Raw genomic sequence first — 23,336 nt, 5'->3', positions numbered from 1 at the left:
CGCGGTGGAGACGATTCGAGGGACCGGTTGCGGAAAAATCGTTCGCCATGTCAAGCGGCAGCCACGTCCGGGCAGCTTCGAAATGCTCTGTATTCCAGCCAGTTTGACTAGCGGTTTCACAGGCTTCGCCAAGCCGCGGCTGTCACCTCGATTCCGACCTACCATCGGGGTATGCCGAAGCTGACCAAGAAGGTGAAATCGCTGTTCAGTAGGCGTCGGCCAGTCACGCGCGAAGATGCCGCCGAGATTGCCGACTGGCTCAACGAGGGTGGTGCGCTCCATCCCGACGGACCGCCGACGATCATCGATCCGAAGAAGCACCCGAGGGCCTGACACCGGGCGGCTAGGCTGCACGGCATGTCGATCGACCGGGCCGCGCTGGCCGCCGGTGCCATCCGATTCGCGTCGGGAGTCTCGTTTCTCGTCGACCCGAAGCGGGCCGACCGGTGGTGGGGCGCCCGGGAAACACCAGACGCAACCGCGCAGCTGATGTGGCGGTCGATGGGATACCGCGACGCGCTGATCGGCGGACTGCTGTTGACGGCGGGCCTGCGCGGCAAAGACACCCGCGGGTGGTTCCTGGCCTCCGGCGGCGCCGACGCCGCAGACCTGCTCGGTGGGATGGCGGTACACGACCAGCTGCCACGGTCACAGAAGATCGTCGGCCTCGGGGGAGCGGTGGTCGGCATCGCCGTAGGGCTGTGGGGTGCCACCCGCCGCCGGGCGCGTGCCGAGGGCACCCCGACGGGCTAGCCGTTCGTCTCGATGATGTCGCTGCGGTACCAGCGGGCGGCGACGAGATAACAGCCCATCGCCAGCAGTTGCAGTACCGGAACCAGGATCAGCAGGGCCCGGCCCAGTGCGTGCACGCCGAGATCGGCGGTCAGTGCGTCACTGATCAGGCCGGTGACGAACGGGCCGATGGACCCGAGAATGGCGTTGAAGAACAGGAAGATCGCCGAGGCGGTAGCTCGTTGCGCCGGCAGCACCAGGCGGTGGATGGCGGCGATGGACGGTGCCAGGTACGCCGTGCCGATGACGTAGCTGAGCGCCAGGAACCACACGCACGCCAGGCGGCTTTCGACGGTGAACGCCAACACGGAGGCCGGCAGTAGCAACGCCGTCGTCGCCACCACGATCCACAGCAACCAGCGCGGGTCGCGCACCGCCAGCCGATCGGCCAGCCGGCCCACGATCAGCAGTCCGAGCACCCCGGAAAGCCCGGTGGCCAGGCCGTACTCCCACCCGACCTCACTGAGTGACATGGAACGCGTCCGCATCAGGAAGGCCGGCGAGAACGTGGTCAGCGAGTAACCGGCGGCCGAGACGAACGCCGTCCCACCGATGACGGCCAGGAAGCTGCGCTTGCGCAGCAGACCCCACCACTTGACGGTCACGTCCTGTTCCCGGTGTACCGCAACGGGCAGCGACTGGCGGGCCCCTACGATCAACAGCACCAGTGGGGCGAATACCACGCTGAATGCACCGATCGCAACGAAAGCCGTTCGCCACCCCAGGTTTTCGGCCAACAGGCCGCCGCCGATCAGGCTGGCGCCGCTGGCCAGCGGGATCGAGAACGTGATGACTGCCAGCGGTGCCACGCGACGCTCCGGAGGGAAGTTACGGGCCGCATAGGCATGGGCGGCCGGGGTGCTGCCCGCCTCGCCGACCGCGACGCCCACCCGGGTGAGCGCGAGCTGAAACCCGGACTGCACGGCACCGCCGAGCATGGTCATGGTGCCCCACAGCGTCAGACAGCCGGCGATCACCGCGCCGAACGCTCCGCGGTCGGCAACCCTGGCCACCGCGACGCCGAGGACCGCGTACACGATCAGGAAGCCGAATCCGTTGATCACCCCGATCGCGGTGTCCGACAGGGCGAGTTCGTGTTTGATCGGCTCGGCCAGTACCGAGGGCAGGAACCGGTCGACGTAGTTGAGGGTTCCGACCAGGGTGAGCAGCGCGACCGCAGCCCACGCGCGCTGCCGCCCGTGGGAAGGGCCAGTGTCAGCCATGTCGTACGCCGCGGGCGAACCGCCACAGATACCGCGGCAGACGGCGCAGCGGCACCGCGGTGGGCCACTCCAGCGGGCGGAAGAAGGCGTCGGAGCCGCCGTCAACGAAAATTACACTGCCACAGAGGAAATCGGCCGAGTCCGACAACATGAAACACATCCAGTCGGCGAGATGGCCCGCGTCACCGTATCCGCCGATCGGTACCGGGAACTTCCGCACGGCGGCACCCTCGCGCGGATCGGCGAGTTGGGCCTGCAGAAGTGGAGTCAGGATGGCGCCGGGAGCCAACGCGTTCAGACGAATACCCGCACCGGCCCACTCTGCGGAGACGGCATTGATCCGCAGCCAGCGGCTCACCGCGATCTTCGACGCCGCGTACATGATGGCCGAGCCGGTGCGGCCCAGCAGACGCAGCGAGCGGACCGCCCGGTCGGTGTCGCGTGCCGACAACGCCCGGATGGTCCGGCGTGGGACCACCGGCACCGTTGTCGTCGAATTGCTGGAAATCACCACAACTTTGGCGCGGTCTGCCTTGGCCAGCGCGGGCTGCCAGGCCTCGAGTAGTTCGACCACGCCGAGGAAGTTGACCTCGGCGATCAACCGGTTGCGGTCAGAGCCGGGACCCGGGCCGAGCCCGGCAGCCAGCACCGCCCCGTCGAGCATTCCGCCGCACGCCGCCAGCACGCCGTCGGCAGCCGCCCGACGTCCCTGCGCAGTGGACAGGTCGGCAACCACATCGCCTTCTTTGAGGTCCACACCGATCACGGTGTGCCCGAGATCGCGGAGCCGTCGGGCCGCCTGTAAGCCCATGCCGGATGCGGACCCGGTGACCGCGTATGTGCCGATGATCGCCTCCTTGCCGCCCGGATTCGGGCTGGTTCGGCGGCCAAAATAGCATCCGGGTGAATTCTCGGTGCCCAGCCGGTTACCGACCTCTTCTCCCGGATGCCGATGCCCTTGATGCGTCATACGCTCGTCGCGGCCGGGAGCCGGTCACGCGAGAAGAATCGAGGGCGCAGGGTGAAGACAGTGCTGGGGCTGTCGGTGACTTCGCACGGCATCGCCTGGGCACTCGTCGACGGCGACAACCCCACCGCAGATCTCACCACCCTCGATGACGACGCCTTCCATGTCGACGCCGCCGGTGACCTGCCCGGCCGAGCGGCGGCCGCAGCCCGTAGTGCGCAGGCCATCGCGGCCGCCAGTGGTCAGAAGGTGGTGGCGATCGGCGTATGTGCGGCCGGCGTCGCCTCCGATCACGGCGACGGCGATCCGGTGGCCGAACTCTTCGACCTGCTCGCCGCCGCCGGGTTCGACGATGTGCGGCTGGTCCCGGGACAATCCGGCACCGCCGCCCGCGACGCCGCGCTGGCGGTCGCGACCGACGCGGTCGCGGGGACGCCGAGGCTCGCCGCGCCGCGGGCCCCAGCCCCACGCAGGCACAACGCCGTGCGGGCAGTGGCCGCGACTGCCGCGGCGGTCGCGGTGGGACTGCTCACCGTCGGCTCGCAGTTCGTCGAGCCGGTGCCGGACCCGGCCGCCGACGAAGCCGGCGTCACTGCGGCTGCGCAGCCGCAACTCGTCACCGTCCTCACCCCGCGGGACGTCCCCCGGGCGGTAGCGGAGTCACCTGTGGAGCCGGAAGTCGCTATCCAGGCGGCCGAACGGGCCGCGCGGGCACCGATCGCCGAACCGGCCGCCGAACCGGTCGCAGCGGCCGAAACAGCTGTGTCCCACGTTGTCCCGGCAGCCCTCCCACACCTTCCGGCCGCACAGCCACACCTACCCATGTCGGCTGCGCTACCCGCTGCCGAACCGCACATCGCGGCCGACCCGTCGCCCGGCCCCGCGTTTTCCGCGGCCCTTCCGGCCGCCCAGCCGAGCCTGGCGCCGCCACCGAGCCCGGCGCCGGCAGGCTTGTGGTTCCTCGGCGCGATGCCGTAGGTCCTGAATTACGGCAGGCTCGCCAGATGCCGCAGCCCCGACATGCCCGGCAGGAAGAAGTACGCACCACCCCGAAGTGTGGTGAACGCCGGAATTCCCTTGTGCACCTTACGTATCGGGCGTTTGGGGACGGTGAAATCCAGAGTGCCGTCCTGGGTGCCGCAGATCGGGTCGTGCTCGTTGCCCAGTTCGTGGAACGACTTGTCGTTGATCCACACGTTCTGCGCGAACTCGAACTGGCGCACCAGGTCGGCGCAGATGATGAACGCCGCGATGCCGCGATCCACGCCGTCATCGGCTGCGCCGTCGGGGAGTGCGGGGCCATAGGTGGCGCCGCGCCGGATCATGCGGCGGCGGTTCATGTAGTGCGCGGTGTCGCGTGGGTTGAGCCGGCGCGCATGCGACCCGAGCGGGCACGCATAGCCGAAGGGATCCATTTCCTTGTAGTTGAAGTCGTTGTTACGCATGGGGTCCGCGCCCAGTTCGGGATCGTCCTGCTCGGGCGCCAGCACCAGGGGCGCGCCACTGCGCCACCGGCCCATGAACTTCGCGGCCAGCAGTTCCTCGGCTTCCGGCGAATCGGACCGCTCGCGGAGGTAGTCGCGGAACAGCGCGACGTGTTCCTCGAGTCGGCGGTAAGCCATATAGCTGCTGTTGCGGGACAACACATCCGGCTTGGGTAGGTTCGCGACCGGTCCGTCCTCATCGGGGTAGCCCAGGATGAACTCTCCGGGCTCGAGTGGGTCGCCGGAACCCGGCGTGGGCTCCTCGCCGGAGCCCTTCATCACCGGTTGCGACAACCGATCGCGGTATCCGAAGTGGTCATGGGCGTAGTTGAACGGCGGAGTCGCATTCAGGTCAAGGTAGGACAGGCTGCGTACCCCGGGGGTTCGGTCGAGCAGCTTGTCGTGCTCGGCGATGGAGCGACGGTACTGCTCGTCGGTGCGGGAGAACAGGATCGCGATCGCATGCAGATCGTCGCCGGCCAGGCCGCCCAACCAGTGCTCGGGGGCGGCCGCGCCGGTGTCGCCGAGGATCGGGGCGCGCCGTGCCATACCTTCCCGGAACGCATCCGGGAAGGTGGCCAGCGACTCCTCGTCGACGCCGAGTGCCCGCAGTCCGGTCCAGGTGAAGGCCAGCGTGACCCAGCGGTCGGATTCGTCCATGGTGGCCTTGGCGTCCGCGGCCGAGGACACCTTGTCGAGCAGTTCGGTGAGCCAGGCCCGTCCGCCCGCAGGGGTGTCGAAGGTCAAAAACTCGTAGCGCCCGGTGATGGCCGGTGTGCGGGTCAGCAGGATGTGCTGGATGTCGTCGAACTCGAGCACGGCTGTTATTGCATCTGGTCGAGCATGGTGGAGAAGGCGGACTTCAGGCGCAGGGCCTTTTTGATCTCGTCGGCAGTGACGTAGGGGTACTCACCGTATTCGAGGAAGCTCGGCACCTGGTGGGCCCGGACGAATTCGATGAACGCCTGCGGGTTCTCCTTCCAGTCCTCGGGGAAGCCCTCCAGGTTGGTGAACACCGTGGTGATGCCGGTGGCGCTGAACAATTGCACTGCGTCCTCGGTGTACTTGTCGAAGTCGGTGTCGAAGATGCCCTGGTATTGGAAATGCAGGCCCGAACCGACGTCGAACAGTTGCCAGCGCAAGTAGTGCAGCCGCAGTGGCGCAAGGACTTCAGGGCTCGCGGCGACGGCTTCCTCAATTTGCTTGCCGTACGCGCGCACCGCCTCCTCACGGCCTTCCTTCACCTTTGCGATGATGGAAAACCCATGGCAGGCGGGCGTTCTCGGATACGTCGGGCCGTATCGGCCCTCCTTGAGTTCGAAATAGCCCTCCGGCGGGATGGCCATCGCTGCGGGCTTGGTCCAGTCAGGCTGATCGGTAGTCATTCAGAACCCCCAGGTGCGCTCAGGTAACGCCGAACGCTAGCACCGTCGGGCCGCTTGACACGTGGATTGCATTGACGCGCCGTGAAATTTGCCGGGGTGTTTCATAGAAACCCCGGAAAACGTCCGTGCTCGGCGTATTGTCCGCTGTGTCGGGGCCGTCGAGGGGTTGGCCACGACCACCCCGGGGCCAGGAACTACGAGTGCCCGGCCCCGTCCAGAACAGCACTGCGAGCGAAGGCGCGAACCCGGTCCTTGGCGACCTTGCCGTTACCGGTCAGCGGCAGCGCCTCGGTGAACAACACCACCCGCGGCCGCTTGAAACCCGCGATCGCGCTGCGCACATGGCTGATCAGCTCGTCGGCGGTCGGTCGGTGCGCCGGTTTCGGCACGACCACCGCGCACACGGCTTCGCCCCAGTAGTCGTCGGGGACCGCGACCACCGCTACCTGGTCCACCCCGGGATGTCCGGACAGGGCATCCTCGACCTCGCGGGACGACACGTTCTCACCACCGGTGACGATGATGTCCTTGAGCCGGTCCACCACGAACAGTCGTCCGTCGGGGTCGGTGCGACCCATGTCGCCGGTGCGCAGCCAACCGTCCTCGGTGCTTGCCCCTTCGGGCCAGTAGCCAGGTGTCACCTGCGCGCCGCGAACCATGATCTCGCCCACCTGGCCGGGCGGCAGCAGACCGCCGTCCGCGTCGGCGATGCCGATCTGGACATCGTCGTGCGGATAGCCGGCACTGCTGAGCAACTCGGGGCGGCCAGCAGCCCCGACCCGGTGGTCCTCGGGGCCGAGAAACGTGATGTTGCCGCCGGTTTCGGTCATCCCATAGCCCTGGTGGAAGTCGACGCCGAGGGTGTCGATCGCCCGACGCAGCAGGTCCAGCGGCATCGCCGCCGACCCATAGGCGATCGCGTCGAGGGTGGGCAGACCGGTCCCAGTGTGTTCGAGATGGCCGAGCAGCGAGTGCAGCATGGTCGGCGCCAACGAACATGAGGTGACGCCGTGGCTGCGTACCAGCTGCGCGAAACTCTCCGGGCGGTACTGGGCACACAGGACGACTGTCGCGGCCACCGCGTGCTGGACCAGCATGTTGTAACCGGCGACGTGGCACATCGGAAACGGCAACAGGTACACGCCGCCCGGCCGCACCGAGCGGCCCGCCACTGAACCCCACACCGCGGTGAGAACCGAACGATGGCTGTGCACAACAGCTTTCGGAACTCCGGTGGATCCGCTGGTGAACAGCAGCCAGGCCGGATCGTCGGGCCTGGTGACACCGGGCAGTAGGAGATCGGACCCGGGTGCGGCCCGCCATTCGTCGGATTCGAATGCGACGGCCGGCGTGACCGTGGGTGCGAGAGCCGACAGGTACCGCTCGTCGCCCAGCAGCAGGGTGGGCCGGGCGGTGGCCAACTGGGCCGTCTGTTCGGTCGGGCTGAGACGTTGGTTGATCAGGGTCAGCACCCGTCCGCTGCGCGGCACGCCGTAGTACAACTGGGCGTAGGCGGCGCTGTTGTCGGCAACCACGGCCACCCGGTCACCCGGAGCGGTCCGGTCCGCCACCCAGCCCGCGACGCCACGGATCTGGCGATCGAACTCGGCGAACGTTGCGGTGCTGCCGTCATCGGTCACCACGGCCGGGCGCTCGGGCGCGCCGGCAGCAGCGGCCGAAACCAATTCGTGCAGCAGGCTCATGCCGGATCCTCCTCGGGCTGATCGAACCGGTCCAGATAGCGCCGCACGAAAGCCTGCGCCTCGGCATGCCCACGGCTGATGCCCAGACCCTGCTCGAGCACGAGGATGCGGGCCAGGCTCGCCGCGATCATCGACATCACGACGGGCGGGAACTCGTCGGTGTCGATGCCGTGGGCCTGCAGCGCCGAGGCCATCGCGGCCTCCTCGAGATCACGGAACCGGTCGGCGTAACCCGCGATCTCGCTGCGGATGGCCTTGCGGTGGTTGGCCAGGGCCATGAACTCCATCCACAGGGCCGCGCCCTGGGTGTTGTTGAGCTCCCACAGCGCATGCAGCGGAGCGTCCTGGGCGAAGGCCTCCTGCTGAGCGCTGAGGTTCGTCTCGGCGCCGGCCGCCAGGACCGCGATGAACAGGTCGTCCATGCTGGGGAAGTAGTAGTGCACGAGTGCGGGTTTGACCCCGGCCTGCGCGGCCACCCGCCGTGAGGTCGCCGCGGCGTAGCCCTCCTCGAGCATGACCTGGGCGGTGGCCCGGATCAGTGCTCGGCGGGTGGTGCTCGGCGGGCTCATCGCACCCTTGACCACGCGCGGCGACGGCTGCTAGACATGGCCTGAGTGTAATTATTGGGCGATCGCCCAAAGTCGGAAGGTGGGCGATGACAGGACGGGTCGACGGCAAGGTCGCGCTGATCACCGGAGCGGCCCGGGGTCAGGGCCGCAGCCATGCGGTGCGGTTGGCGGCCGAGGGCGCCGACATCATCGCGGTGGACATCTGCGCCACCTTCGACCGGTCGCCGGCATCGGGGGCGACGGCCGAGGACCTGGCCGAGACCGCCGATCTGGTGAAGAACCTGGGCCGGCGCATCGTCACCGCCGAGGTCGACGTGCGCGATTTCGGCGCACTCAAGGCCGCCGTCGACAGCGGCGTCGAGCAGCTGGGGCGGCTCGACATCATCGCGGCCAACGCGGGCATCGGAACCACCGGAGTGAAGCTGGACCGGATGGACGAAGACCTCTGGCAGGAGATGATCGACGTCAATCTCAGCGGGGTCTGGAAGACGGTGAAAGCCGGTGTGCCCCATATCCTCGACGGTGGGAGGGGCGGATCGATCATCCTGACCAGCTCGGTGGCCGGGACGAAGGCTTACCCGTTCACCGGGCACTACGTCGCCGCCAAACACGGTGTGGTCGGCCTGATGCGCAGCTTTGCCGTTGAACTGGGCCAACATTCGATCCGGGTCAACTCTGTGCACCCCACCCACGTCAACAGCCCGATGCTGATGAACGACAAGACCTACCGGATGTTCCGGCCGGACCTGGAGAACCCGGGACCCGACGATCTGGCCCCGATCTGCCAGACGTTCCACATGCTGCCGATCCCCTGGGTCACACCCGAGGACATCAGCAACGCAGTGCTGTTCCTGGCCTCGGACGAGGCCCGCTACATCACCGGGGTCACCCTGCCCGTCGACGCCGGCAGCTGCCTGAAATGACCGTGTACTACGACCCTTATGACGTCGGGATCGTCGCCGACCCGTATCCGGTCTACGCCCGGCTACGCGACGAAGCGCCGCTGTACTACAACGAGCGCTACGACTTCTGGGCCCTGTCGCGGCACGCCGACGTCGAAAAATCCTTGTCGGACTGGGAAACGTTCTCCAACAGCCGAAGTGACATCCTCGAGTTGATCCAGTCCGACTTCGACATGCCGCCGGGCGTGATGATGTTCGAGGACCCGCCCATGCACTCCCTGCTGCGTGGGCTGATGTCGCGGGTGTTCACTCCGCGGCGGATGGCCGAGATCGAGGATCAGATCCGGGAGTTCTGTGTGCGGTGCCTGGATCCGTTGGTCGGCTCGGGCGGATTCGACATCATCGCCGAACTGGCCTCGATGATGCCGATGCGGGTGATCGGAATGCTGCTCGGCATACCGGAATCCGAGCAGATCGGGGTGCGTGACGCCAACGACGCCAATCTGCGGACCAAGCCGGGTGCGCCGATGAAGGTGGTGCAGGCCGACCGCATCGCCGACGGCCGGATCTACGCCGACTACGTGGAGTGGCGGGCGAACAATCCGTCCGACGACCTGATGACGGCCCTGCTGAACGTCGAGTTCACCGACGAGTTCGGCGTCACCCGCAAGCTGGAGCGCAAGGAGGTGCTGCACTACACCCAGGTGGTGGCCGGCGCCGGAAACGAGACCACCGGCCGGCTGATCGGCTGGTTGGCGAAAGTGCTTGCCGAACACCCCGACCAGCGTCGGGAAGTGGAGCGGGACCGCTCACTGCTGACCCGCGCGGTCGACGAGACGCTGCGCTTCGAACCGACCGGTCCGCATGTGGCGCGTTGGGTGGCACGGGATTTCGAGTACGACGGCACCACGGTGCCGGCGGGCAGCGCGATGCTGCTGTTGTTCGGTGCGGCCAACCGCGACCCGCGTCGCTATCGCAACCCCGACACCTTCGACATCCATCGTGACAACATCAGCCACCTGACCTTCGGCAAGGGACTGCACTACTGCCTGGGCGCCAACCTGGCCCGGCTGGAGGGCCGCGTCGCACTCGATGAACTGCTCAACCGATTCCCCGAATGGGAGATCGACTACGACAGCGCGCAACTGGCACCGACCTCCACCGTGCGTGGTTGGGAGCAACTGCGCCTCGTGGTTTGACCGGCTGTGGTGAACTGAGCCGGTGAGCATCTGGATCGGGCAGGCCCGGCGCAGGGTCAGCGGTGAGGTGCCCGCGCCGCCCGAGCAGGTGCGGGCGTTCTACGTCGACCTGGACCACATCTCGCAGGTGCACCCGCTCGTGCAGTGGGTGCGCAGCACCTCGCGGGTCGATCTGGCCGACGGGTACCAGCAGGACTATCAGGTGCGCGATCGAATCCCGATGGGGCCGTTCGCGCTTCCGATCACCTACCGGGCCCGACTCGTCGTCCCCACCGCGGGCCCGATAACCGCGCAGGCCCGGCAGTTCCCGCAGGTAAAGCTGGACAGCCAGGTGGATTTCGCTCCGACCGAGGCCGGAACCCGGATCATCGAAGAGCTGACCATCGCCGCGCCCAGGCCGCTGTTGGCGCTCACCGTGGGGCAGGCCGTCGCTGCCCACACCACGATGCTCGCGGCCATCGGGAACCTTTTCCGGCGAGCAGACACTTAGGTACCAGGAAATCGCGGTTCCGGGGTACCTCAGCGTCTGCTCGCGCAAGGAAGAACGGGGCAGGCTTCGAAGCTACGAGGTGCTGACGGCCTCGGCGTGCTCGGCGGCCACCGACTTGGCCCACCGGTAATCCGCCTTGCCCGCGGGGGAGCGCACGATCTGGGGGGAGCGGACGAACGCCTTCGGGATCTTGTAGCGCGCGATCGCGCGCTCACACACCGTCGCGAGCTCCTCGTCGGTGGCCGAGGCGCCCTCGGCGAACTGCACGACCGCCACGACCTCGTTACCCCAACGCTCCGACGGGCGACCGACGACGACCACGTCGTAAACGGCGGGGTGCGCGGCGACGGCCCGCTCGACCTCCTCGACGAAGATCTTCTCGCCGCCGGAATTGATGGTGACCGAATCCCGGCCCAGCAGCTGAATGCGCCCGTCTTCCAAGACATTTGCCCGGTCGCCCGGAACGGCCCAACGGACACCGTCGATGGTGGGGAACGTGCGTGCGGTCTTGGCCTCGTCGCCCAGGTAGCCCAGCGGGATCAGGTCGCGCCGCGCCAGCCAGCCGCCGCTCTCGCCGGGGCCGAGCACCCGGGAAAGATCCTCGGCCACCACCGCGGTGTCGGACTGGGCGTTGAAGGTGGCCGCCTCGGAATCGGTGCCCGCGGTGGACGCGGTGCTCATCTGGGTGCCCGACTCCGAGGAACCCACGGCATCGAGCAACATCAGGTGCGGAAGCGCGGCCAGGATGCGCTCACGCACGGTGGGGGACAGCGGCGCTCCGCCGTTGGTGATCGTGAACAGACCCGACAGGTCGTAGTCGCCCTTCTCGATCTCGTCGATCAGCGGTCGCGCGATCGCGTCGCCGACCACCGGGATGCTCAGTACCCGTTCGCGGGCCGCCAGCTCCAACACGTTGCCCGGGCGCATCTTCACCACATCGTCGGGGATGACGAGCTTTCCGCCCATGGTGATGGCGTTGTAGGCGGCCCACTGCGCGGCACCGTGCATGAACGGCGGGATCATCAGCAGCGACAGCCCGCCACCCGCGGTGGCGGCCCGCTCGGCGAGCTCCTCGTACGACGCGATGAAGGTGTCGCTGCCGAACGGCCGGCCACCCATCGACGACAGGAAGATGTCGTGCTGACGCCACAGCACACCCTTGGGCATACCGGTGGTGCCGCCGGTGTACAGGACATACAGGTCATCCCCCGACGGGGACGGCATGCCGGCTTGCGGCGCAGCGGTTTTGAGGATCGTCTCGTAATCGACGGCACCCGGCAGGAGCTCGTTGCCCGATTCGTCGGCGACCTGGATGAGCACCTGCAGATTCGGCAGCTGGTCGCGGATCGCGGCCACCCGCGGCGCGAACTCGGCGTTGTAGATCACCGCGCGGGCGTTCGAATCCTTCAGCAGATAGAGGAGTTCCTCCTCCACGTACCGGTAGCTGACGTTGAACGGTGCCACCCGGGCGCGGTAGCTGCCGATCATCGACTCGAGGTACTCGTTGCCGTTGCGCAGGTAGATGCCCAGGTGGTCCTGGCCCGATTCGTGCCCGGCCAGCCCGTCGCGCTCGGTGTGGGTGCCGAGACCGGCCGACACCAGGTAATGGGCGAAGCCGTCGACGCGCGCGTCGAACTCGGCGTAACTCAACCGGCGATCCCGCCACACCAGGAAGGTCTGATCGGGGACGGCTTTGGCCACCGTGGAGAACACTGTGGACAGGTCGAACTTGACGTCGCTCATGGCACTCCTGGTCACGGATTCGGGCCCCACGACCATACATGCACCGCTCGGCTGTATGGCCGGTGGGATGTGACCCGCGCCTCAGACCGGGAAGAAACCGTCTCCGGTCAAAATGCCGGGCTGCCACCCCTGCTCGCCCAGGCACAGCATCGGTCGGCCGTCAGGCGACTGAGCGGCTTCCTGCGGTCCCGGGCACGGAGACCCGATCTCCTGCACGCCGTTCAACGGGTAGGCGTAGGTCCAGAAGCCGGTGTACACCGGAGGCCACTGGTTGGGAATCCACTTGCACTGCATGGCGGTGCCGCCCGGGCCGCGGCCGAAGACGTTCCGTTCCCAGCTGAAACACGGCGCACCGTTGGAGGCCTCGTAGCTCATGCCGGGAACGTCGGTGGGATAGCGCCCGGGATTGTCCGGGTACATGTTGCTGTTGTCGTCGGCGAGAGCACCCGGCGCCGCCGAAATGGCTGTAGCCAGTGCCGCCGCGGCGACCGCCGTAGTGGCGAAGAGTTCGCGAATCATGTCCCACCCTCAGCATTGCCGGCCGCCGGTCGAGCCGGGCCGGGCAGTTCGTTGACTTTGGGCCAGAATCCTAGCCGGTCGGGAAGATCGGCAGACGACATTTCGGGCCGTTGTTACTCGCCGGTATCCGTGTCGAGCACGCTGACGGCGATGCCGTAGGGCAGGAACCGGACGCGGCGGCCCGGATCGGTGTTGCCGGCATTGGCCCGCAGCGCTTCGAGCTCACTGGGGTATACCTGCTCGATGTGGGCGCCGCCGGCGTCGTCGACGGTGTAGATGGCCCACACCCCGTCGCCCTTCTCGCCGGTGGTCTCCGGCTCCGTTCTGGGCTGGGAGAACCGGGCGAACTCATCGAGCAGCCCCGCCCAGCCGCCGGCCTGGCCGGGCCTCGCGATGAACTTGCTCAACCCGTCCAGGGCGTCGCGCAGCCCCTCGCCGGCCTCCCGGGCCACGCGGTCGAAGTCCTCAGGGTCGAATCCGAACGGTCCACTGCCACTCATGGCGCTCTCCTCGGTGGTTGTGGGCAATCTCAAGGTGTCAAACACCAGTGTGCGCGCACGCGGCGGCGGGCGGGATGGTAAACGAACCATATGGCCTTCACACGGGACGACCTGCTAGCCACCGTCGAATTGTCACCGCAGGCAGCGGGCGCACACGACCGCCGAGGATGGGTGGGGTTGTTCGCTGCGGGCGGACAGGTCGAGGACCCGGTGGGCTCCCGGCCACACCGCGGGGCCGCCGAGATCGAGCGGTTCTACGACACCTTCATCGCCCCGCGCGACATCACCTTCCACCGCGACGTCGACCTCGTCGCCGGGTCCACGGTGATCCGCGATCTCGAGCTCGAGGTCGTGATGAGCACATCGGTCTCGATGCGGATTCCTGCCTACCTGCGCTACGTCGTCGCTCCTGGTCCGGACGGGCCGTGGATCGGTCAACTGCAGGCGTACTGGCAGCTGCCCGCGATGATCGGGCAGTTCGCCCGCGCCGGACTGGGCGCCGTGCCGGTCGGGCTGCGCCTGGCCGTGGCGTTGCTGCGTAACCAGGGACCCGCGGGTGCCGTGGGCTTCGCCAAGGGGATGGCAGGCGCCGGGCGGGCAGGCAGGCGGCTGGTCTCGGGGCTGCTCGACGACCTGTGCGCCGGCGACACGGTGGCGGTGCAGCGGCGGTTGACCGCCGACACCGACATCTACCTGGGTGACGACACCCCATTGAGCACGTCCGGGTTGGTGGAACGTGCCTCGGGTGCCTCCTGGCGCAAGCTCATCGCGTCCGGGCATCACCTGGTGGCCGGGCTCGACCTCGACGGCCGCCGGGCTGTACTGATCGTCGATCTGAGCAACGCACCGCTGGGTGTCGCCCGGTTGCGGTACTTCGCCGACGAGGCCTGAACGACGCGACGTCGACAGCAATTACGGCCCGGCTTCACCGTCGCCGCACACCGTCGTGAGACCGTAGAAGGATCATGGCTGATCACGCTTACATCACCTACGAGGAATTCGGGCGCCGGTTCTTCGAGGTGGCGGTATCCGAGGAACGGGTCGGCGACGCCATCGGCTCGATCGCCGGCGACGCGTTCGAGATGGGTCCGATCGCGCAGGGGCCCGGCAAGATCGCCAAGGTCACCGCCCGGGTCAAGATCCAAAAGCCCCGCGTGAGCCGCATTGTGGGCGAAACCATCACGTTCTCCATCCGGATCCCGCTGGAGATCGACATGGTGATCGACCTGCGCATCGACCGGCCCAAGTTCATGGTGTTCGGTGAGATCGCCCTGCGAGCCACGGCGTTGGCCGCCGAGCCGCTCTTGCTGATCCTCGATGTCAAGAAGCCGCGGCCGTCCGACATCTCGATCCACGTCACCTCCACGTCGCTGCGTGCCGAGGTGCTGCGGATCCTGGCCGGCGTCGACGCGGAGATCAAACGTTTCATCGCCGCGCACGTGGCCGGTGAGATCGACAGTCCGGCGTCGGAGCAGGCGAAGGTGATCGACGTCGCCAAAGAGCTCGACTCCACCTGGGGCGGGATCTGACCGACGTCCGAGGCTTCGGTCAGGCGCTCAGGCACATCAGGGCCGGCCGCCGGGCTGAGCGGCCCGCACCTCCCGACCGGCCGCGAAGGTGACGCCACAGCCACGGCATGAGCATGTTCTGCGTCCACAGCAGTTGTGAGTAGGCCCTGGACCGAAAAGACTGGATTTGGTCCGGGCCCGTGGCCAGCGCCCAATCATGGTTGCTGTCAGGCAATCCGAGCGCTTCGGCGGCCGCCGCCGCGAACAGGACGTGTCCCTTCGCCGAGCCGTGGACCCGGTCCGGGCTCCAGGTCGCCGGGTCGCGCATCGAGGGGGCCGAGTACAGATCGACGAGGTGGAACCCGTACCGATCGGCGGCATCGTTGATCGCGTCGTTGATCCGGACCACCCGCTTTCCCAGCAGCCGGCCCACTGGCAGGATCTGGGTGATGTCAGGGAACGTGGTGGTGACGACGGTCGCACCGGCGGCCGCGAGCGTGCGGTAGACGGCGTCGAGGTCACCCAAAGCACGGGTGAAGGCGCGCCCGGGGCGGGTCACGTCGTTCATGCCGATGCAGACGGTGACCAGGTCTGGTCGCATCGACAACGCGGTGGGGAGCTGGGTGTTCAGGACATCGCCGATGCGGTGACCGCGAATGGCGAGATTGGCGTAACCCAATCCCGGATAGAGCCCGTCGAGACGGACCGCGAGACGATCGGCGAAGCCCATCAGGCCGACTGCGTCGTCGCCATCCCACAACCCTTCGGTCTGGCTGTCGCCGAGGGCGACATATCGGGTAAAACGTCGCACGCTGGCGACTCTAGCGCGGACCCGCCCGTCCGCTTCGCGTGGACACCAAGGAGGGGCGCCCGAAAAGGGCGCCCCTCCTTGATGTTTCGCGATGTTTGGGCTTACTTCACATCTACGTAAACTGTCTTGTTCAGTACGGTGGTCTGCAAATCGCCACCGGGGCTGCTGGAATCCGTCCGGCTGTAGGTCTGGCCCGGGCGTACGGACACTACCGAAGCCTTGTCCAACGGGGTCGAACCGACGTGGTTGACGATCACCTTGTAACCCTGCGCCTGCAGTTCGCTGATCGTCTGCTGGGCGTTGCCCGGGCCGGTCGGTGCCGCCTGGGCAGGTCCGGCCAGGCCGATCACCGCTGCGGCAGCCGCTCCTGCAAGTGCAGTGGCAAATCCGATCCTCATCATCTTTGGTGCCTTCTTTCACTCTTCTGTTGTTTCGCGCGTGATGCCGACGCCGGCTGCCCACCCAAGCGCTGTCGTCACCTCGATTTAGGTGTTACACAAGAATTAACCGGCAGTTCACAATTTAAATTCCGGCTGACCGAAACCCATTGACGAGGGCTGCGTCACACTTCGGAACCTCCACTGGAGTGAGGCGAACTACGTCCCGCCGGCAAAGTGGTGCACCTCACCGTTGTGCAGCGGTGAAGTCGTCGCGATCAGCTCGTCGAGTAGCGTGCAGCGCGTGGCGAAGCTGAGCGCGGGTGTCCTGCTGTACCGCCTCGCCGGGGCGGACGTGGAAGTGCTGATCGTTCACCCGGGCGGGCCGTTCTGGGCGCGAAAGGACGCCGGGGCGTGGTCGGTGCCAAAGGGGGAGTACGCCGACGACGAGGACCCGTGGGCGGCGGCGCAACGCGAGTTCGCCGAGGAACTCGGGTCGCCACCGCCGGCAGGTCCGCGCATCGATCTGGACCCGGTGCGGCAGGCCGGCGGCAAGGTGGTCACCGCATTCGCGGTGGGCGGGGATTTCGACCCCGCCACCGCCGTGAGCAACACGTTCAGTATCGAGTTGCCGAAGGGGTCGGGACGACTGGTCGAGTTTCCCGAAATCGACCGTGTTGCTTGGGTTTCCGTCGCAACTGCGCGCATCAAGCTGCTGACGGGGCAACGCCCGCTGTTGGACCAGCTGATGGCCGCACCCGAACTCGCAGGCTATGGCGAAGGCCTCGCCGACGACGGGTAGCGGCTCAGAGGTCGAGGGTCAGCGGGCGGCCGGCCTCCGCCCGCGAGACGCAGGTCAGCAGATAGCCGGCGTCGCGCTCCGGGTCGGTCAACAACGTATCGCGGTGCTGCACAGTCCCGTCGGTTCCCGGCACGGTCCGAATGCGGCAGGTGCCGCAGAAACCCTGCTGGCACGAGTACGGAGCGTTCACCCCGGACCGGCTCAGTGCGGCGAGCATGGTCTCGTCGGCTCCGACCGTCACCTCGGCGCCGGTCGAGGCGATCCTCACCGAGAACTCGGCACCGTCGACAACCGGTGGCGCCGCGAACCTTTCGAAATGCAACTCCACGTCATCACGGCCGGCGAGTGCGGCGCGGATTCCCGTCAACATCGGCGCCGGACCGCAGGCGTACACCGTGGTGCCGTCGGGGCAGTCGCCGAGAAGATCGCCGGCACCGGGCAGGCCGTGGACATCGTCGGTGCGGATCTCGATGCGGTCTCCGAACCGGGCGAGCTCGTCGAGGAACGGCAGGCTGTCGCTGCTGCGCCCGGCGTACACCATCGACCAGTCGACACCCAACCGCGCCGCCAACCCGAGCATCGGCAGGATCGGGGTGATGCCGATTCCGCCCGCGATGAAGCGGAACCGCTGGGTGGGGGACCCGTAGCCGGGCACCGTCAACGCGAACGCATTGCGCGGGCCGTGGGTGCTCACCCGGCTGCCGACCTGCAGACTCTCGTGCACCTCGACCGAACCGCCACCGCCATCGGGTATGCGCCGCACCGCAATTCGATAGCGGTCGCGGACTGCGGGATCACCGCACAGTGAGTACTGCCGCACCCGGCCGCTGGCCAGGTGCAGGTCGATGTGCGCACCCGGATACCACTGCGGCAGCGTGCCGCCGTCAGCCGCGGCCAGGGTCAGCGCGATGACGTCCTGGTCGTGAGCCACCACTTCCCGGCCGACCACGGTCAACGTGATCGTGCGGTCCAGTTCAGGTGGAGGCGAGGGACGCCGCAGCAAGCGGTTCACACCCCACATGGTGGCGATCGACACCTCGGCCAGACCGAGCATGGGATCGTGCCGGAACCGCCCCGACGCACTCGGTGGCAGCCGACGGTACCGGGATATCAGTGACAGCGTCGGCATGGCTGCGCCCGTCACAGGTGGGCGGCCCGCGCCGCGGGGGAGCTCGCCAGGTAAGCCACTGCCTGGGCGGTCGAGCCCATCTCCTCCGGCGAAAAACCGGGTCGGCAGTACGCCAGGGTGTTGGAACCGAACATCCGGGAGAACTTCGGCAGCAGCCCCAGCTTGGAATCGCGCATCCGCAACCGATTCATCCGCCACCAGCCGATGTCGAGGGTCGGATCGCTCTTGACCATGGCCCAGCAACCGCGCTGGAAGAACATATAGACGGCGGTCGCGGCGATCGACATGGCCCGTACCCGGCTGAAGTAGCTGTCCTGGAAGTAGACCGCGACGTCGTGGGCGACACTGCGGTGCTCGACCTCCTCGCTGCCATGCCAGCGGAACAGATCCGTCATCGTCGGGTCGGCATCGAAGTCCTCCCACGTGCAGTTCAGCACAAAGTCACCGAGTACCGCCGTGTAGTGCTCGATCGCGGCGATGAGCCACAGTCGGTCGCACAGGTTGGACAGCCGGCGCCGCGGGTCGGTCGAATCGGTCGGGCCCAGCATCTTGGTGAACACGTGCTCGACCATGGCCATCAGCGGCTGGTAATCCACGCCGTGGGCGGTGAGGAACTCGTCGAGCACCTGATCATGGGTCTCGGCGTGGGTCGCCTCCTGACCGATGAAGCCGCGCATGTCATCAGCGAGCTTGGGATCGCGCACATAGGGCAGTGCTTCGTTGAACGTCGCGACGAACCAGTGTTCGGCCATCGGCAGCACCACGTTGAACAGGTTGACCATCGTCGCGGCCACGGGGTGGCCGGGAATCCAGTGCAACGGTATGCCGTCGAGATCGAAGTGCACTTTACGGGCCTGGATCTGTACCGGGCCCGGGTCGATCTCATTGTCGAACCGCAACGGACGCAACATCGAGAGCCTCCCTGGGATGAGTGGACTCTCAGCAGTGTACGGATTTAGGTGGGAACAGCGGTACCGGGTGCGGGTCAGGCCGGTGGCGGCGTGCCCGCGCCTGGGGCGCCGGCGATCGGGACCACTGGCGTCGGCGTCACCGTGGTCACGCCGTTACTGCCGACCCTCGGGCCGCCCGGGACAGCCGATTCGGCACCCTGCTCGGCCGCGGCCTCGCTGCAGTCCAGCATCAGGATCATCTTGCCGCTGGAGTTGACCTTCTGGGAATCGACCAGGCACTCGGCTTGCGGAAGGGCGCTGCCGAACGAGCCGCCGAAGGTGGCCTTGACTCCCTGGCTCTTCAGGATCGCCAGTGCCTTCATATAGGGCTCACCGACGACGTTGACCGAAGCGGAGCTCGGCTGTGAGGTGGCGGCACCTGCCGCCATCAGGGCGATCGAACCGGCGGCGAGCAGACCGCCACCGAGCGCAACAAGCTTCTTCACGTGAACTCCGTCAGTCGGGTGCGGTTGCGAACATATCGCAGCGGTGACGAATGTGAAACCGGAGAAGACGCCCCGGGTGTTACATCCCGGCCCGGCCGGATTGCCCGGTGATCTCGGCCATCACCTCGCTCAACACCGCTGCCCGCGGATCGGCGAACACGTCTTCGAGCAGCAGTCGACGGCCGTCCGGGCCGGCCAGCGGGATCCGCCAGTTCGGGTACTCGTCGGTCGTTCCCGGCTGATTCTGGGTACGCAACTCACCTACCGCGTCGGCCAGCGCCAGGGTCAGCAGCTTCGACGGGGTCCGGGCCAGATACCGATACAGCGCTGCCACGATCTGATCGGTGTCCGGATCGGGTCCGAGCAGGCCGACCCGGCGCAATTCGTCCAGCCAGGCGGCCTGCGCGGCACGGTCCGAGGTCAACTCCTCGTCGGCGGGCCGCGTGAGCAGCCCGAGTTCGTCCCGCAACCGCACATGTTCGCCCGCGAGATACCCCGCTGTCGGCGGCAGATCGTGGGTGGTCACCGAGGACAGGCAGCATTCGCGCCAGCGTTCGGCCGGGAGGGGCCGCCCGGACCCGTCGGACTCGAACCACAGGATCGAGGTGCCGAACAGACCCCGCTCGTGCAGGTGGTCACGCACCCACGGTTCGACCGTGCCGAGATCCTCGCCGACCACGAGCGCACCGGCCCGGTGCGCTTCGAGCGCGATGATGCCGATCATCGCGTCGTGGTCGTAGCGCACATAGGTGCCTTCGGTCGGTGCGGCACCCTTCGGGATCCACCACAGCCGGAACATTCCGATGATGTGGTCGATACGCACCCCGCCGGCATGCCGCAGTGCCATCTCGACCAACGCCCGGAACGGCTCGTAGGCCTGCTCGGCCAGTCGGTCCGGCCGCCACGGGGGCTGCGACCAATCCTGGCCGAGTTGGTTGAACTCATCCGGCGGGGCACCGGCGGTCACCCCCAGAGCCAGCACATCCTGCAGGGCCCAGGCGTCGGCGCCGTCGGGATCCACGCCGACCGCGAGGTCGCTCATGACGCCCAACTCCATCCCGGCCTGCACCGCCGTGGCCTGTACCGCGGTGAGTTGGTCGTCGAGAACCCACTGCAGCCAGCGATGGAAGTCCACGGCATCGGGATGGGCCGCTGCGAACGCGGCGACCTCCGGATTCGCCGGATGCTGCAGTGCGTGCGGCCAGGCGTGCCAATCGGCACCGTACCGTTCGGCCAGCGCGCACCAGGTTGCGAATTCCTCCAGGCTGCGGCCCTGCCGGGCCCGGTAGGCGGCGTACGCCAGCTCCCGGCCCGCCGAACGCTCAACCCGGTACACCTGCTGCAGTGCGGTGCGTTTGGCCTGCCAGGCCGCGTCGCGGTCGATGGTCGGGTTGCGGTCCGCACGCTTGTTGAGCGCGGCGCGCAGCGCCCGGATACGGCTGCGGTGCCGGACCGAGGCGAACTCCGGGACGGCCTCGACCCGCAGGTAGAGCGGATTGCCGAACCTCCGCGACGTGGGCAGATACGGCGAGGGCTCCATCGGGGCAGTGGGAGCGGCCGCGTGCAGCGGATTGACCAGGACGAACCCGGCACGGTGCTCGGCCGCCGACCACACCGCCAGATCTGCCAGGTCGGTGAGATCCCCTGTGCCCCAAGAGTTTTTGGAGCGAACACTGTAGAGCTGAACAGTCAGTCCCCAGGCGCGCCGCTCGCCGAGTCGGGTGGGCAGGCCCACGGTTGCGGGGGAGATCACCACCGGCGTCTCGATATCGGTCCCGTCCAATCGCAGCCGGTGATAACCCAGTGGCAGGTCCGCAGGCAGTTCGAACGTGGCCTCACCGATCAACCGGTTCCCGAGATCGTATGGAGGCCGGTTGTTCTCGAGCTGCCGCAGGCCGCCGCGCTCGGTGCCATCTTCGAGCAACAGCGTGAGGTGCACCGGATCTCCGTGCGTGACGTGGACCCAGAAGCTCGCCGGCATTCCTGCGCGGCCCAGCACGATCTGCGGCAGGCAGCGCTGCCAGTACTGCCGGTCGTGGACGGCCAGGGCGTCCACCCGCTCCTGTTCGGTGCCGGCCGCCACGCCCAACGCTTCCAACACCGCGACCAGGGTGGACTCTGCGACGGCGGTGCGGCGGCCGGTCCAGTCGTCGAACTCCGAGGCGACGCCGTAGCGGCGGGCCAGCTCCAGCAGCGTCGGTGACGAAGAAGTCATGGTGTCAATCTTGCTGCCCAGAAGCCGATCGTGCGTGCCACTGGCGTGGTGGCTGCCGACGCTCTACGCTGTCTGTAACGATCCTTACAGACGGGGTTTCAGGTGGCCACTCCAACCACGCGGCGACAACAGCAGGGTGCGGATTCCCGAGGGCAGATTCTCGACGCCACCGAACAACTCATGGCCACCCGTGGCTACGCCGCCACCTCGATCAGCGACATCCGCAAGGCCTGCGGCCTCCCGGCCAGCTCCATCTACTGGCATTTCGGATCCAAGGACGGTGTCCTCGCGGCGGTGATGGAACGCGGAGCCGACCGCTTCTTCGCGGCGATACCGAGCAGCGGCAGCATCGACGAGCAGTTGGCGGTTCTGGCGGATCTGCAGGCACAGCGCCCCGAATTCCTCCGCATCCTGTACCTGCTGTCGCTGGAACGCGGCGATGATCCGACGGTGACGGCGGTGGTGCGCCGCGTGCGTGACACCGCGATCGCACGGTTCTCTGCCGCCGTGCGCAGCCAGCTGCCCGCCGGCCTACCGCCACGTCGCATCGAGCAGGTGGTGGCCGAACTCACCGCATTCGCCGTGGCCCAGTCCGACGGGGTGTTCTTCGCCGCGCACCTCGATCCGGCCACCACCGACGTGGCCCGCATGTACCGGCGGCTGTGGCAGGCGGTCACGGTGCTCATCCCGATACTCCTGGAGGAACAGTGACCGACAAGACCGTGATCATCACCGGCGCGAACACGGGGCTGGGCTTCGAATGCGCCCGGACTCTCCTGGAATCCGATCCGGGTTGGCATGTGGTGCTCGCGGTGCGCGACGCCGACCGTGGCGCCGAGGCGGCGGCTCGCCTGGACTGTCCCGGACGTACCACGGTGGGTGAGCTCGACCTGGCATCGCTGCAGTCGGTGCGGAACTTCGCCGCCGGTTTGCCGCACCGCGACCTACCGCCGCTGCACGCGCTGGTGTGCAACGCCGGACTCCAGTTGGTCGCAGGCGCCCAGACGACGGTGGACGGCTACGAGATGACCTTCGGCGTCAACCATCTCGGTCATTTCGCCCTGGTGCAGCAGCTGCTCGCCGCGCTCACTGCCCCGGCGCGAATCGTGGTGGTCAGCAGCGGCACCCACGATCCGGATCGGTTCACGGGTATGCCTGCGCCGCAATTTAACTCGGCCGAGGAACTTCTTCGTCCGCCACCCGGCGGGCTGACCGGCGAAGAAGGTCGGCGTCGCTACACCACCTCCAAACTGTGCAACATGCTGTTCAGCTACGAGTTGGACCGGCGGCTGGGCCACGGGTCCGGCGGAATCACGGTCAACGCGTTCGACCCCGGCCTGATGCCGGGTTCGGGGCTCGCCAGGGACTATTCGGGCATCCAGCGGCTGGCCTGGCGCGTGCTCATGCCGGCCCTGCGGGTACTGCCCAACGTCAACAGCATCCGACGCTCCGGCGCCAATCTCGCCGCGCTGGTCACCGATCCGGTCCTAGACGGCGTCACCGGCGCGTACTTCGAAGGCACCCGCCGGATCCGTTCCTCACGAGATTCCTACGACGAGGCCAAGGCGGCAGACCTGTGGCAGGTCAGCGAACGGTTGGTGCCGGCGGTCTACTGACCCGGG

Annotated in this window: 26 protein-coding genes; 11 read left to right on the top strand and 15 right to left on the bottom strand. The window is 67.6% G+C overall.

Going from position 1 to position 23,336, the window contains the following annotated elements; all coding sequences use genetic code 11:
* The first annotated feature begins 171 nt into the window (after positions 1 to 171).
* The gene (locus A5779_RS34180; RefSeq protein ID WP_165609849.1) at positions 172 to 333 is read left to right on the top strand and encodes a hypothetical protein; all 162 of its coding nucleotides are present in this window, start codon (positions 172 to 174) and stop codon (positions 331 to 333) included.
* Positions 334 to 357: 24 nt separating this feature from the next.
* Positions 358 to 753: a DUF4267 domain-containing protein gene (locus A5779_RS31030; RefSeq protein WP_064887675.1), complete on the top strand. Its 396-nt coding sequence runs from the start codon at positions 358 to 360 to the stop codon at positions 751 to 753.
* Here the strand turns inward: A5779_RS31030 and A5779_RS31025 are convergent.
* Positions 750 to 2,015, bottom strand: a complete 1,266-nt coding sequence (locus A5779_RS31025) for a spinster family MFS transporter (protein WP_064887673.1) — start codon at positions 2,013 to 2,015, stop codon at positions 750 to 752. The genes A5779_RS31030 and A5779_RS31025 overlap by 4 nt on opposite strands.
* The gene (locus A5779_RS31020) at positions 2,008 to 2,862 is read right to left on the bottom strand and encodes an SDR family oxidoreductase (protein WP_064887692.1); all 855 of its coding nucleotides are present in this window, start codon (positions 2,860 to 2,862) and stop codon (positions 2,008 to 2,010) included. Before A5779_RS31020 ends, A5779_RS31025 begins: the two co-directional genes overlap by 8 nt.
* Positions 2,863 to 3,036: 174 nt before the next feature.
* Here A5779_RS31020 and A5779_RS31015 point away from each other — a divergent pair, with 174 nt between their 5' ends.
* Positions 3,037 to 3,960 (top strand): DUF7159 family protein, encoded by a 924-nt coding sequence (locus tag A5779_RS31015; RefSeq protein WP_064887671.1) that lies wholly within the window; start codon positions 3,037 to 3,039, stop codon positions 3,958 to 3,960.
* Positions 3,961 to 3,968: 8 nt separating this feature from the next.
* Here A5779_RS31015 and A5779_RS31010 read toward each other — a convergent pair whose 3' ends face one another.
* The 4 genes from A5779_RS31010 to A5779_RS30995 all read right to left on the bottom strand — a co-directional run bounded on the left by A5779_RS31010 (position 3,969) and on the right by A5779_RS30995 (position 8,123).
* On the bottom strand, positions 3,969 to 5,285 hold the full coding sequence (locus A5779_RS31010) for a Dyp-type peroxidase (protein ID WP_064887669.1): 1,317 nt from the start codon (positions 5,283 to 5,285) through the stop codon (positions 3,969 to 3,971).
* Between the two features lie 5 nt (positions 5,286 to 5,290).
* Positions 5,291 to 5,851, bottom strand: coding sequence for a hypothetical protein (locus A5779_RS31005; protein ID WP_055114598.1), 561 nt, complete (start codon positions 5,849 to 5,851; stop codon positions 5,291 to 5,293).
* A 194-nt stretch (positions 5,852 to 6,045) separates the two neighbouring features.
* On the bottom strand, positions 6,046 to 7,554 hold the full coding sequence (locus A5779_RS31000; protein ID WP_064887668.1) for an AMP-binding protein: 1,509 nt from the start codon (positions 7,552 to 7,554) through the stop codon (positions 6,046 to 6,048).
* Complete coding sequence (locus tag A5779_RS30995) at positions 7,551 to 8,123, bottom strand: TetR/AcrR family transcriptional regulator (protein WP_082941927.1); 573 nt, start codon at positions 8,121 to 8,123, stop codon at positions 7,551 to 7,553. Before A5779_RS30995 ends, A5779_RS31000 begins: the two co-directional genes overlap by 4 nt.
* 86 nt (positions 8,124 to 8,209) lie before the next feature.
* Here A5779_RS30995 and A5779_RS30990 point away from each other — a divergent pair, with 86 nt between their 5' ends.
* The 3 genes from A5779_RS30990 to A5779_RS30980 are packed head-to-tail and all read left to right on the top strand — an operon-like array spanning position 8,210 to position 10,714.
* Entirely contained in the window at positions 8,210 to 9,046 is an 837-nt protein-coding gene (locus tag A5779_RS30990; RefSeq protein WP_064887666.1) for a mycofactocin-coupled SDR family oxidoreductase, read from the top strand.
* Positions 9,043 to 10,224 (top strand): cytochrome P450, encoded by a 1,182-nt coding sequence (locus A5779_RS30985; protein ID WP_064887664.1) that lies wholly within the window; start codon positions 9,043 to 9,045, stop codon positions 10,222 to 10,224. Before A5779_RS30990 ends, A5779_RS30985 begins: the two co-directional genes overlap by 4 nt.
* 22 nt (positions 10,225 to 10,246) lie before the next feature.
* Complete coding sequence (locus A5779_RS30980) at positions 10,247 to 10,714, top strand: SRPBCC family protein (protein WP_064887662.1); 468 nt, start codon at positions 10,247 to 10,249, stop codon at positions 10,712 to 10,714.
* 72 nt (positions 10,715 to 10,786) lie between these two features.
* Here the strand turns inward: A5779_RS30980 and A5779_RS30975 are convergent, their stop codons facing one another.
* From A5779_RS30975 to A5779_RS30965, 3 genes are all read right to left on the bottom strand, one after another.
* Positions 10,787 to 12,457: an acyl-CoA synthetase gene (locus A5779_RS30975; protein WP_064887688.1), complete on the bottom strand. Its 1,671-nt coding sequence runs from the start codon at positions 12,455 to 12,457 to the stop codon at positions 10,787 to 10,789.
* An 81-nt stretch (positions 12,458 to 12,538) separates the two neighbouring features.
* Positions 12,539 to 12,976, bottom strand: coding sequence for a hypothetical protein (locus A5779_RS30970; RefSeq protein ID WP_064887660.1), 438 nt, complete (start codon positions 12,974 to 12,976; stop codon positions 12,539 to 12,541).
* Between the two features lie 113 nt (positions 12,977 to 13,089).
* A complete protein-coding gene (locus tag A5779_RS30965) occupies positions 13,090 to 13,476 on the bottom strand; it encodes an Rv0313 family protein (protein ID WP_064887658.1) in 387 nt (128 codons plus the stop codon).
* A gap of 90 nt (positions 13,477 to 13,566) precedes the next feature.
* On the opposite strand from A5779_RS30965, the gene A5779_RS30960 reads away from it, so the two are divergent.
* Together A5779_RS30960 and A5779_RS30955 are read left to right on the top strand one after the other, a co-directional pair.
* Complete coding sequence (locus tag A5779_RS30960) at positions 13,567 to 14,367, top strand: ketosteroid isomerase family protein (protein ID WP_064887656.1); 801 nt, start codon at positions 13,567 to 13,569, stop codon at positions 14,365 to 14,367.
* 74 nt (positions 14,368 to 14,441) lie between these two features.
* Positions 14,442 to 15,005: a hypothetical protein gene (locus A5779_RS30955; protein ID WP_064887654.1), complete on the top strand. Its 564-nt coding sequence runs from the start codon at positions 14,442 to 14,444 to the stop codon at positions 15,003 to 15,005.
* 19 nt (positions 15,006 to 15,024) lie between these two features.
* Here A5779_RS30955 and A5779_RS30950 read toward each other — a convergent pair whose 3' ends face one another.
* The gene (locus A5779_RS30950; RefSeq protein WP_064887653.1) at positions 15,025 to 15,795 is read right to left on the bottom strand and encodes an SGNH/GDSL hydrolase family protein; all 771 of its coding nucleotides are present in this window, start codon (positions 15,793 to 15,795) and stop codon (positions 15,025 to 15,027) included.
* 101 nt (positions 15,796 to 15,896) lie between these two features.
* A complete protein-coding gene (locus A5779_RS30945) occupies positions 15,897 to 16,196 on the bottom strand; it encodes a hypothetical protein (protein WP_064887651.1) in 300 nt (99 codons plus the stop codon).
* Between the two features lie 280 nt (positions 16,197 to 16,476).
* Between A5779_RS30945 and A5779_RS30940 the strand changes: the two genes are divergently transcribed.
* The gene (locus A5779_RS30940) at positions 16,477 to 16,974 is read left to right on the top strand and encodes an NUDIX hydrolase (RefSeq protein WP_064887686.1); all 498 of its coding nucleotides are present in this window, start codon (positions 16,477 to 16,479) and stop codon (positions 16,972 to 16,974) included.
* Positions 16,975 to 16,978: 4 nt separating this feature from the next.
* Here A5779_RS30940 and A5779_RS30935 read toward each other — a convergent pair whose 3' ends face one another.
* The 4 genes from A5779_RS30935 to malQ all read right to left on the bottom strand — a co-directional run bounded on the left by A5779_RS30935 (position 16,979) and on the right by malQ (position 21,714).
* A complete protein-coding gene (locus A5779_RS30935) occupies positions 16,979 to 18,103 on the bottom strand; it encodes a PDR/VanB family oxidoreductase (RefSeq protein WP_064887649.1) in 1,125 nt (374 codons plus the stop codon).
* Between the two features lie 11 nt (positions 18,104 to 18,114).
* Complete coding sequence (locus A5779_RS30930; RefSeq protein ID WP_064887647.1) at positions 18,115 to 19,014, bottom strand: metal-dependent hydrolase; 900 nt, start codon at positions 19,012 to 19,014, stop codon at positions 18,115 to 18,117.
* Between the two features lie 74 nt (positions 19,015 to 19,088).
* A complete protein-coding gene (locus A5779_RS30925) occupies positions 19,089 to 19,499 on the bottom strand; it encodes a hypothetical protein (RefSeq protein WP_064887645.1) in 411 nt (136 codons plus the stop codon).
* A gap of 79 nt (positions 19,500 to 19,578) precedes the next feature.
* Positions 19,579 to 21,714, bottom strand: a complete 2,136-nt coding sequence (malQ, locus tag A5779_RS30920; protein ID WP_064887643.1) for a 4-alpha-glucanotransferase — start codon at positions 21,712 to 21,714, stop codon at positions 19,579 to 19,581.
* 102 nt (positions 21,715 to 21,816) lie between these two features.
* On the opposite strand from malQ, the gene A5779_RS30915 reads away from it, so the two are divergent.
* Together A5779_RS30915 and A5779_RS30910 are read left to right on the top strand one after the other, a co-directional pair.
* Entirely contained in the window at positions 21,817 to 22,425 is a 609-nt protein-coding gene (locus A5779_RS30915; RefSeq protein ID WP_064887641.1) for a TetR/AcrR family transcriptional regulator, read from the top strand.
* On the top strand, positions 22,422 to 23,330 hold the full coding sequence (locus A5779_RS30910) for an SDR family NAD(P)-dependent oxidoreductase (RefSeq protein ID WP_064887640.1): 909 nt from the start codon (positions 22,422 to 22,424) through the stop codon (positions 23,328 to 23,330). The genes A5779_RS30915 and A5779_RS30910 overlap by 4 nt, the downstream gene beginning before the upstream one ends.
* The last annotated feature ends 6 nt before the right edge of the window (positions 23,331 to 23,336 follow it).

Source organism: Mycolicibacterium peregrinum (genome assembly GCF_001665625.1).
Lineage (GTDB): Bacteria > Actinomycetota > Actinomycetes > Mycobacteriales > Mycobacteriaceae > Mycobacterium > Mycobacterium peregrinum_B.
The sequence above is the reverse complement of the archived record's forward strand: the minus strand, read 5'-3'. Positions and strand labels throughout refer to the sequence as shown.

What these genes read in the sequence shown, in the direction of transcription:
- A5779_RS30930 (WP_064887647.1), bottom strand. Translation starts at nt 19,014, where the DNA reads ATGTTGCGTCCGTTGCGGTTCGACAATGAGATCGACCCGGGCCCGGTA.
- A5779_RS31025 (WP_064887673.1), bottom strand. Translation starts at nt 2,015, where the DNA reads ATGGCTGACACTGGCCCTTCCCACGGGCGGCAGCGCGCGTGGGCTGCG.
- A5779_RS34180 (WP_165609849.1), top strand. Translation starts at nt 172, where the DNA reads ATGCCGAAGCTGACCAAGAAGGTGAAATCGCTGTTCAGTAGGCGTCGG.
- A5779_RS31000 (WP_064887668.1), bottom strand. Translation starts at nt 7,554, where the DNA reads ATGAGCCTGCTGCACGAATTGGTTTCGGCCGCTGCTGCCGGCGCGCCC.
- A5779_RS30995 (WP_082941927.1), bottom strand. Translation starts at nt 8,123, where the DNA reads ATGAGCCCGCCGAGCACCACCCGCCGAGCACTGATCCGGGCCACCGCC.
- A5779_RS31030 (WP_064887675.1), top strand. Translation starts at nt 358, where the DNA reads ATGTCGATCGACCGGGCCGCGCTGGCCGCCGGTGCCATCCGATTCGCG.
- malQ (WP_064887643.1), bottom strand. Translation starts at nt 21,714, where the DNA reads ATGACTTCTTCGTCACCGACGCTGCTGGAGCTGGCCCGCCGCTACGGC.
- A5779_RS30965 (WP_064887658.1), bottom strand. Translation starts at nt 13,476, where the DNA reads ATGAGTGGCAGTGGACCGTTCGGATTCGACCCTGAGGACTTCGACCGC.
- A5779_RS30970 (WP_064887660.1), bottom strand. Translation starts at nt 12,976, where the DNA reads ATGATTCGCGAACTCTTCGCCACTACGGCGGTCGCCGCGGCGGCACTG.
- A5779_RS31005 (WP_055114598.1), bottom strand. Translation starts at nt 5,851, where the DNA reads ATGACTACCGATCAGCCTGACTGGACCAAGCCCGCAGCGATGGCCATC.
- A5779_RS30935 (WP_064887649.1), bottom strand. Translation starts at nt 18,103, where the DNA reads ATGCCGACGCTGTCACTGATATCCCGGTACCGTCGGCTGCCACCGAGT.
- A5779_RS30960 (WP_064887656.1), top strand. Translation starts at nt 13,567, where the DNA reads ATGGCCTTCACACGGGACGACCTGCTAGCCACCGTCGAATTGTCACCG.
- A5779_RS30945 (WP_064887651.1), bottom strand. Translation starts at nt 16,196, where the DNA reads ATGATGAGGATCGGATTTGCCACTGCACTTGCAGGAGCGGCTGCCGCA.
- A5779_RS30955 (WP_064887654.1), top strand. Translation starts at nt 14,442, where the DNA reads ATGGCTGATCACGCTTACATCACCTACGAGGAATTCGGGCGCCGGTTC.
- A5779_RS30975 (WP_064887688.1), bottom strand. Translation starts at nt 12,457, where the DNA reads ATGAGCGACGTCAAGTTCGACCTGTCCACAGTGTTCTCCACGGTGGCC.
- A5779_RS30985 (WP_064887664.1), top strand. Translation starts at nt 9,043, where the DNA reads ATGACCGTGTACTACGACCCTTATGACGTCGGGATCGTCGCCGACCCG.
- A5779_RS30990 (WP_064887666.1), top strand. Translation starts at nt 8,210, where the DNA reads ATGACAGGACGGGTCGACGGCAAGGTCGCGCTGATCACCGGAGCGGCC.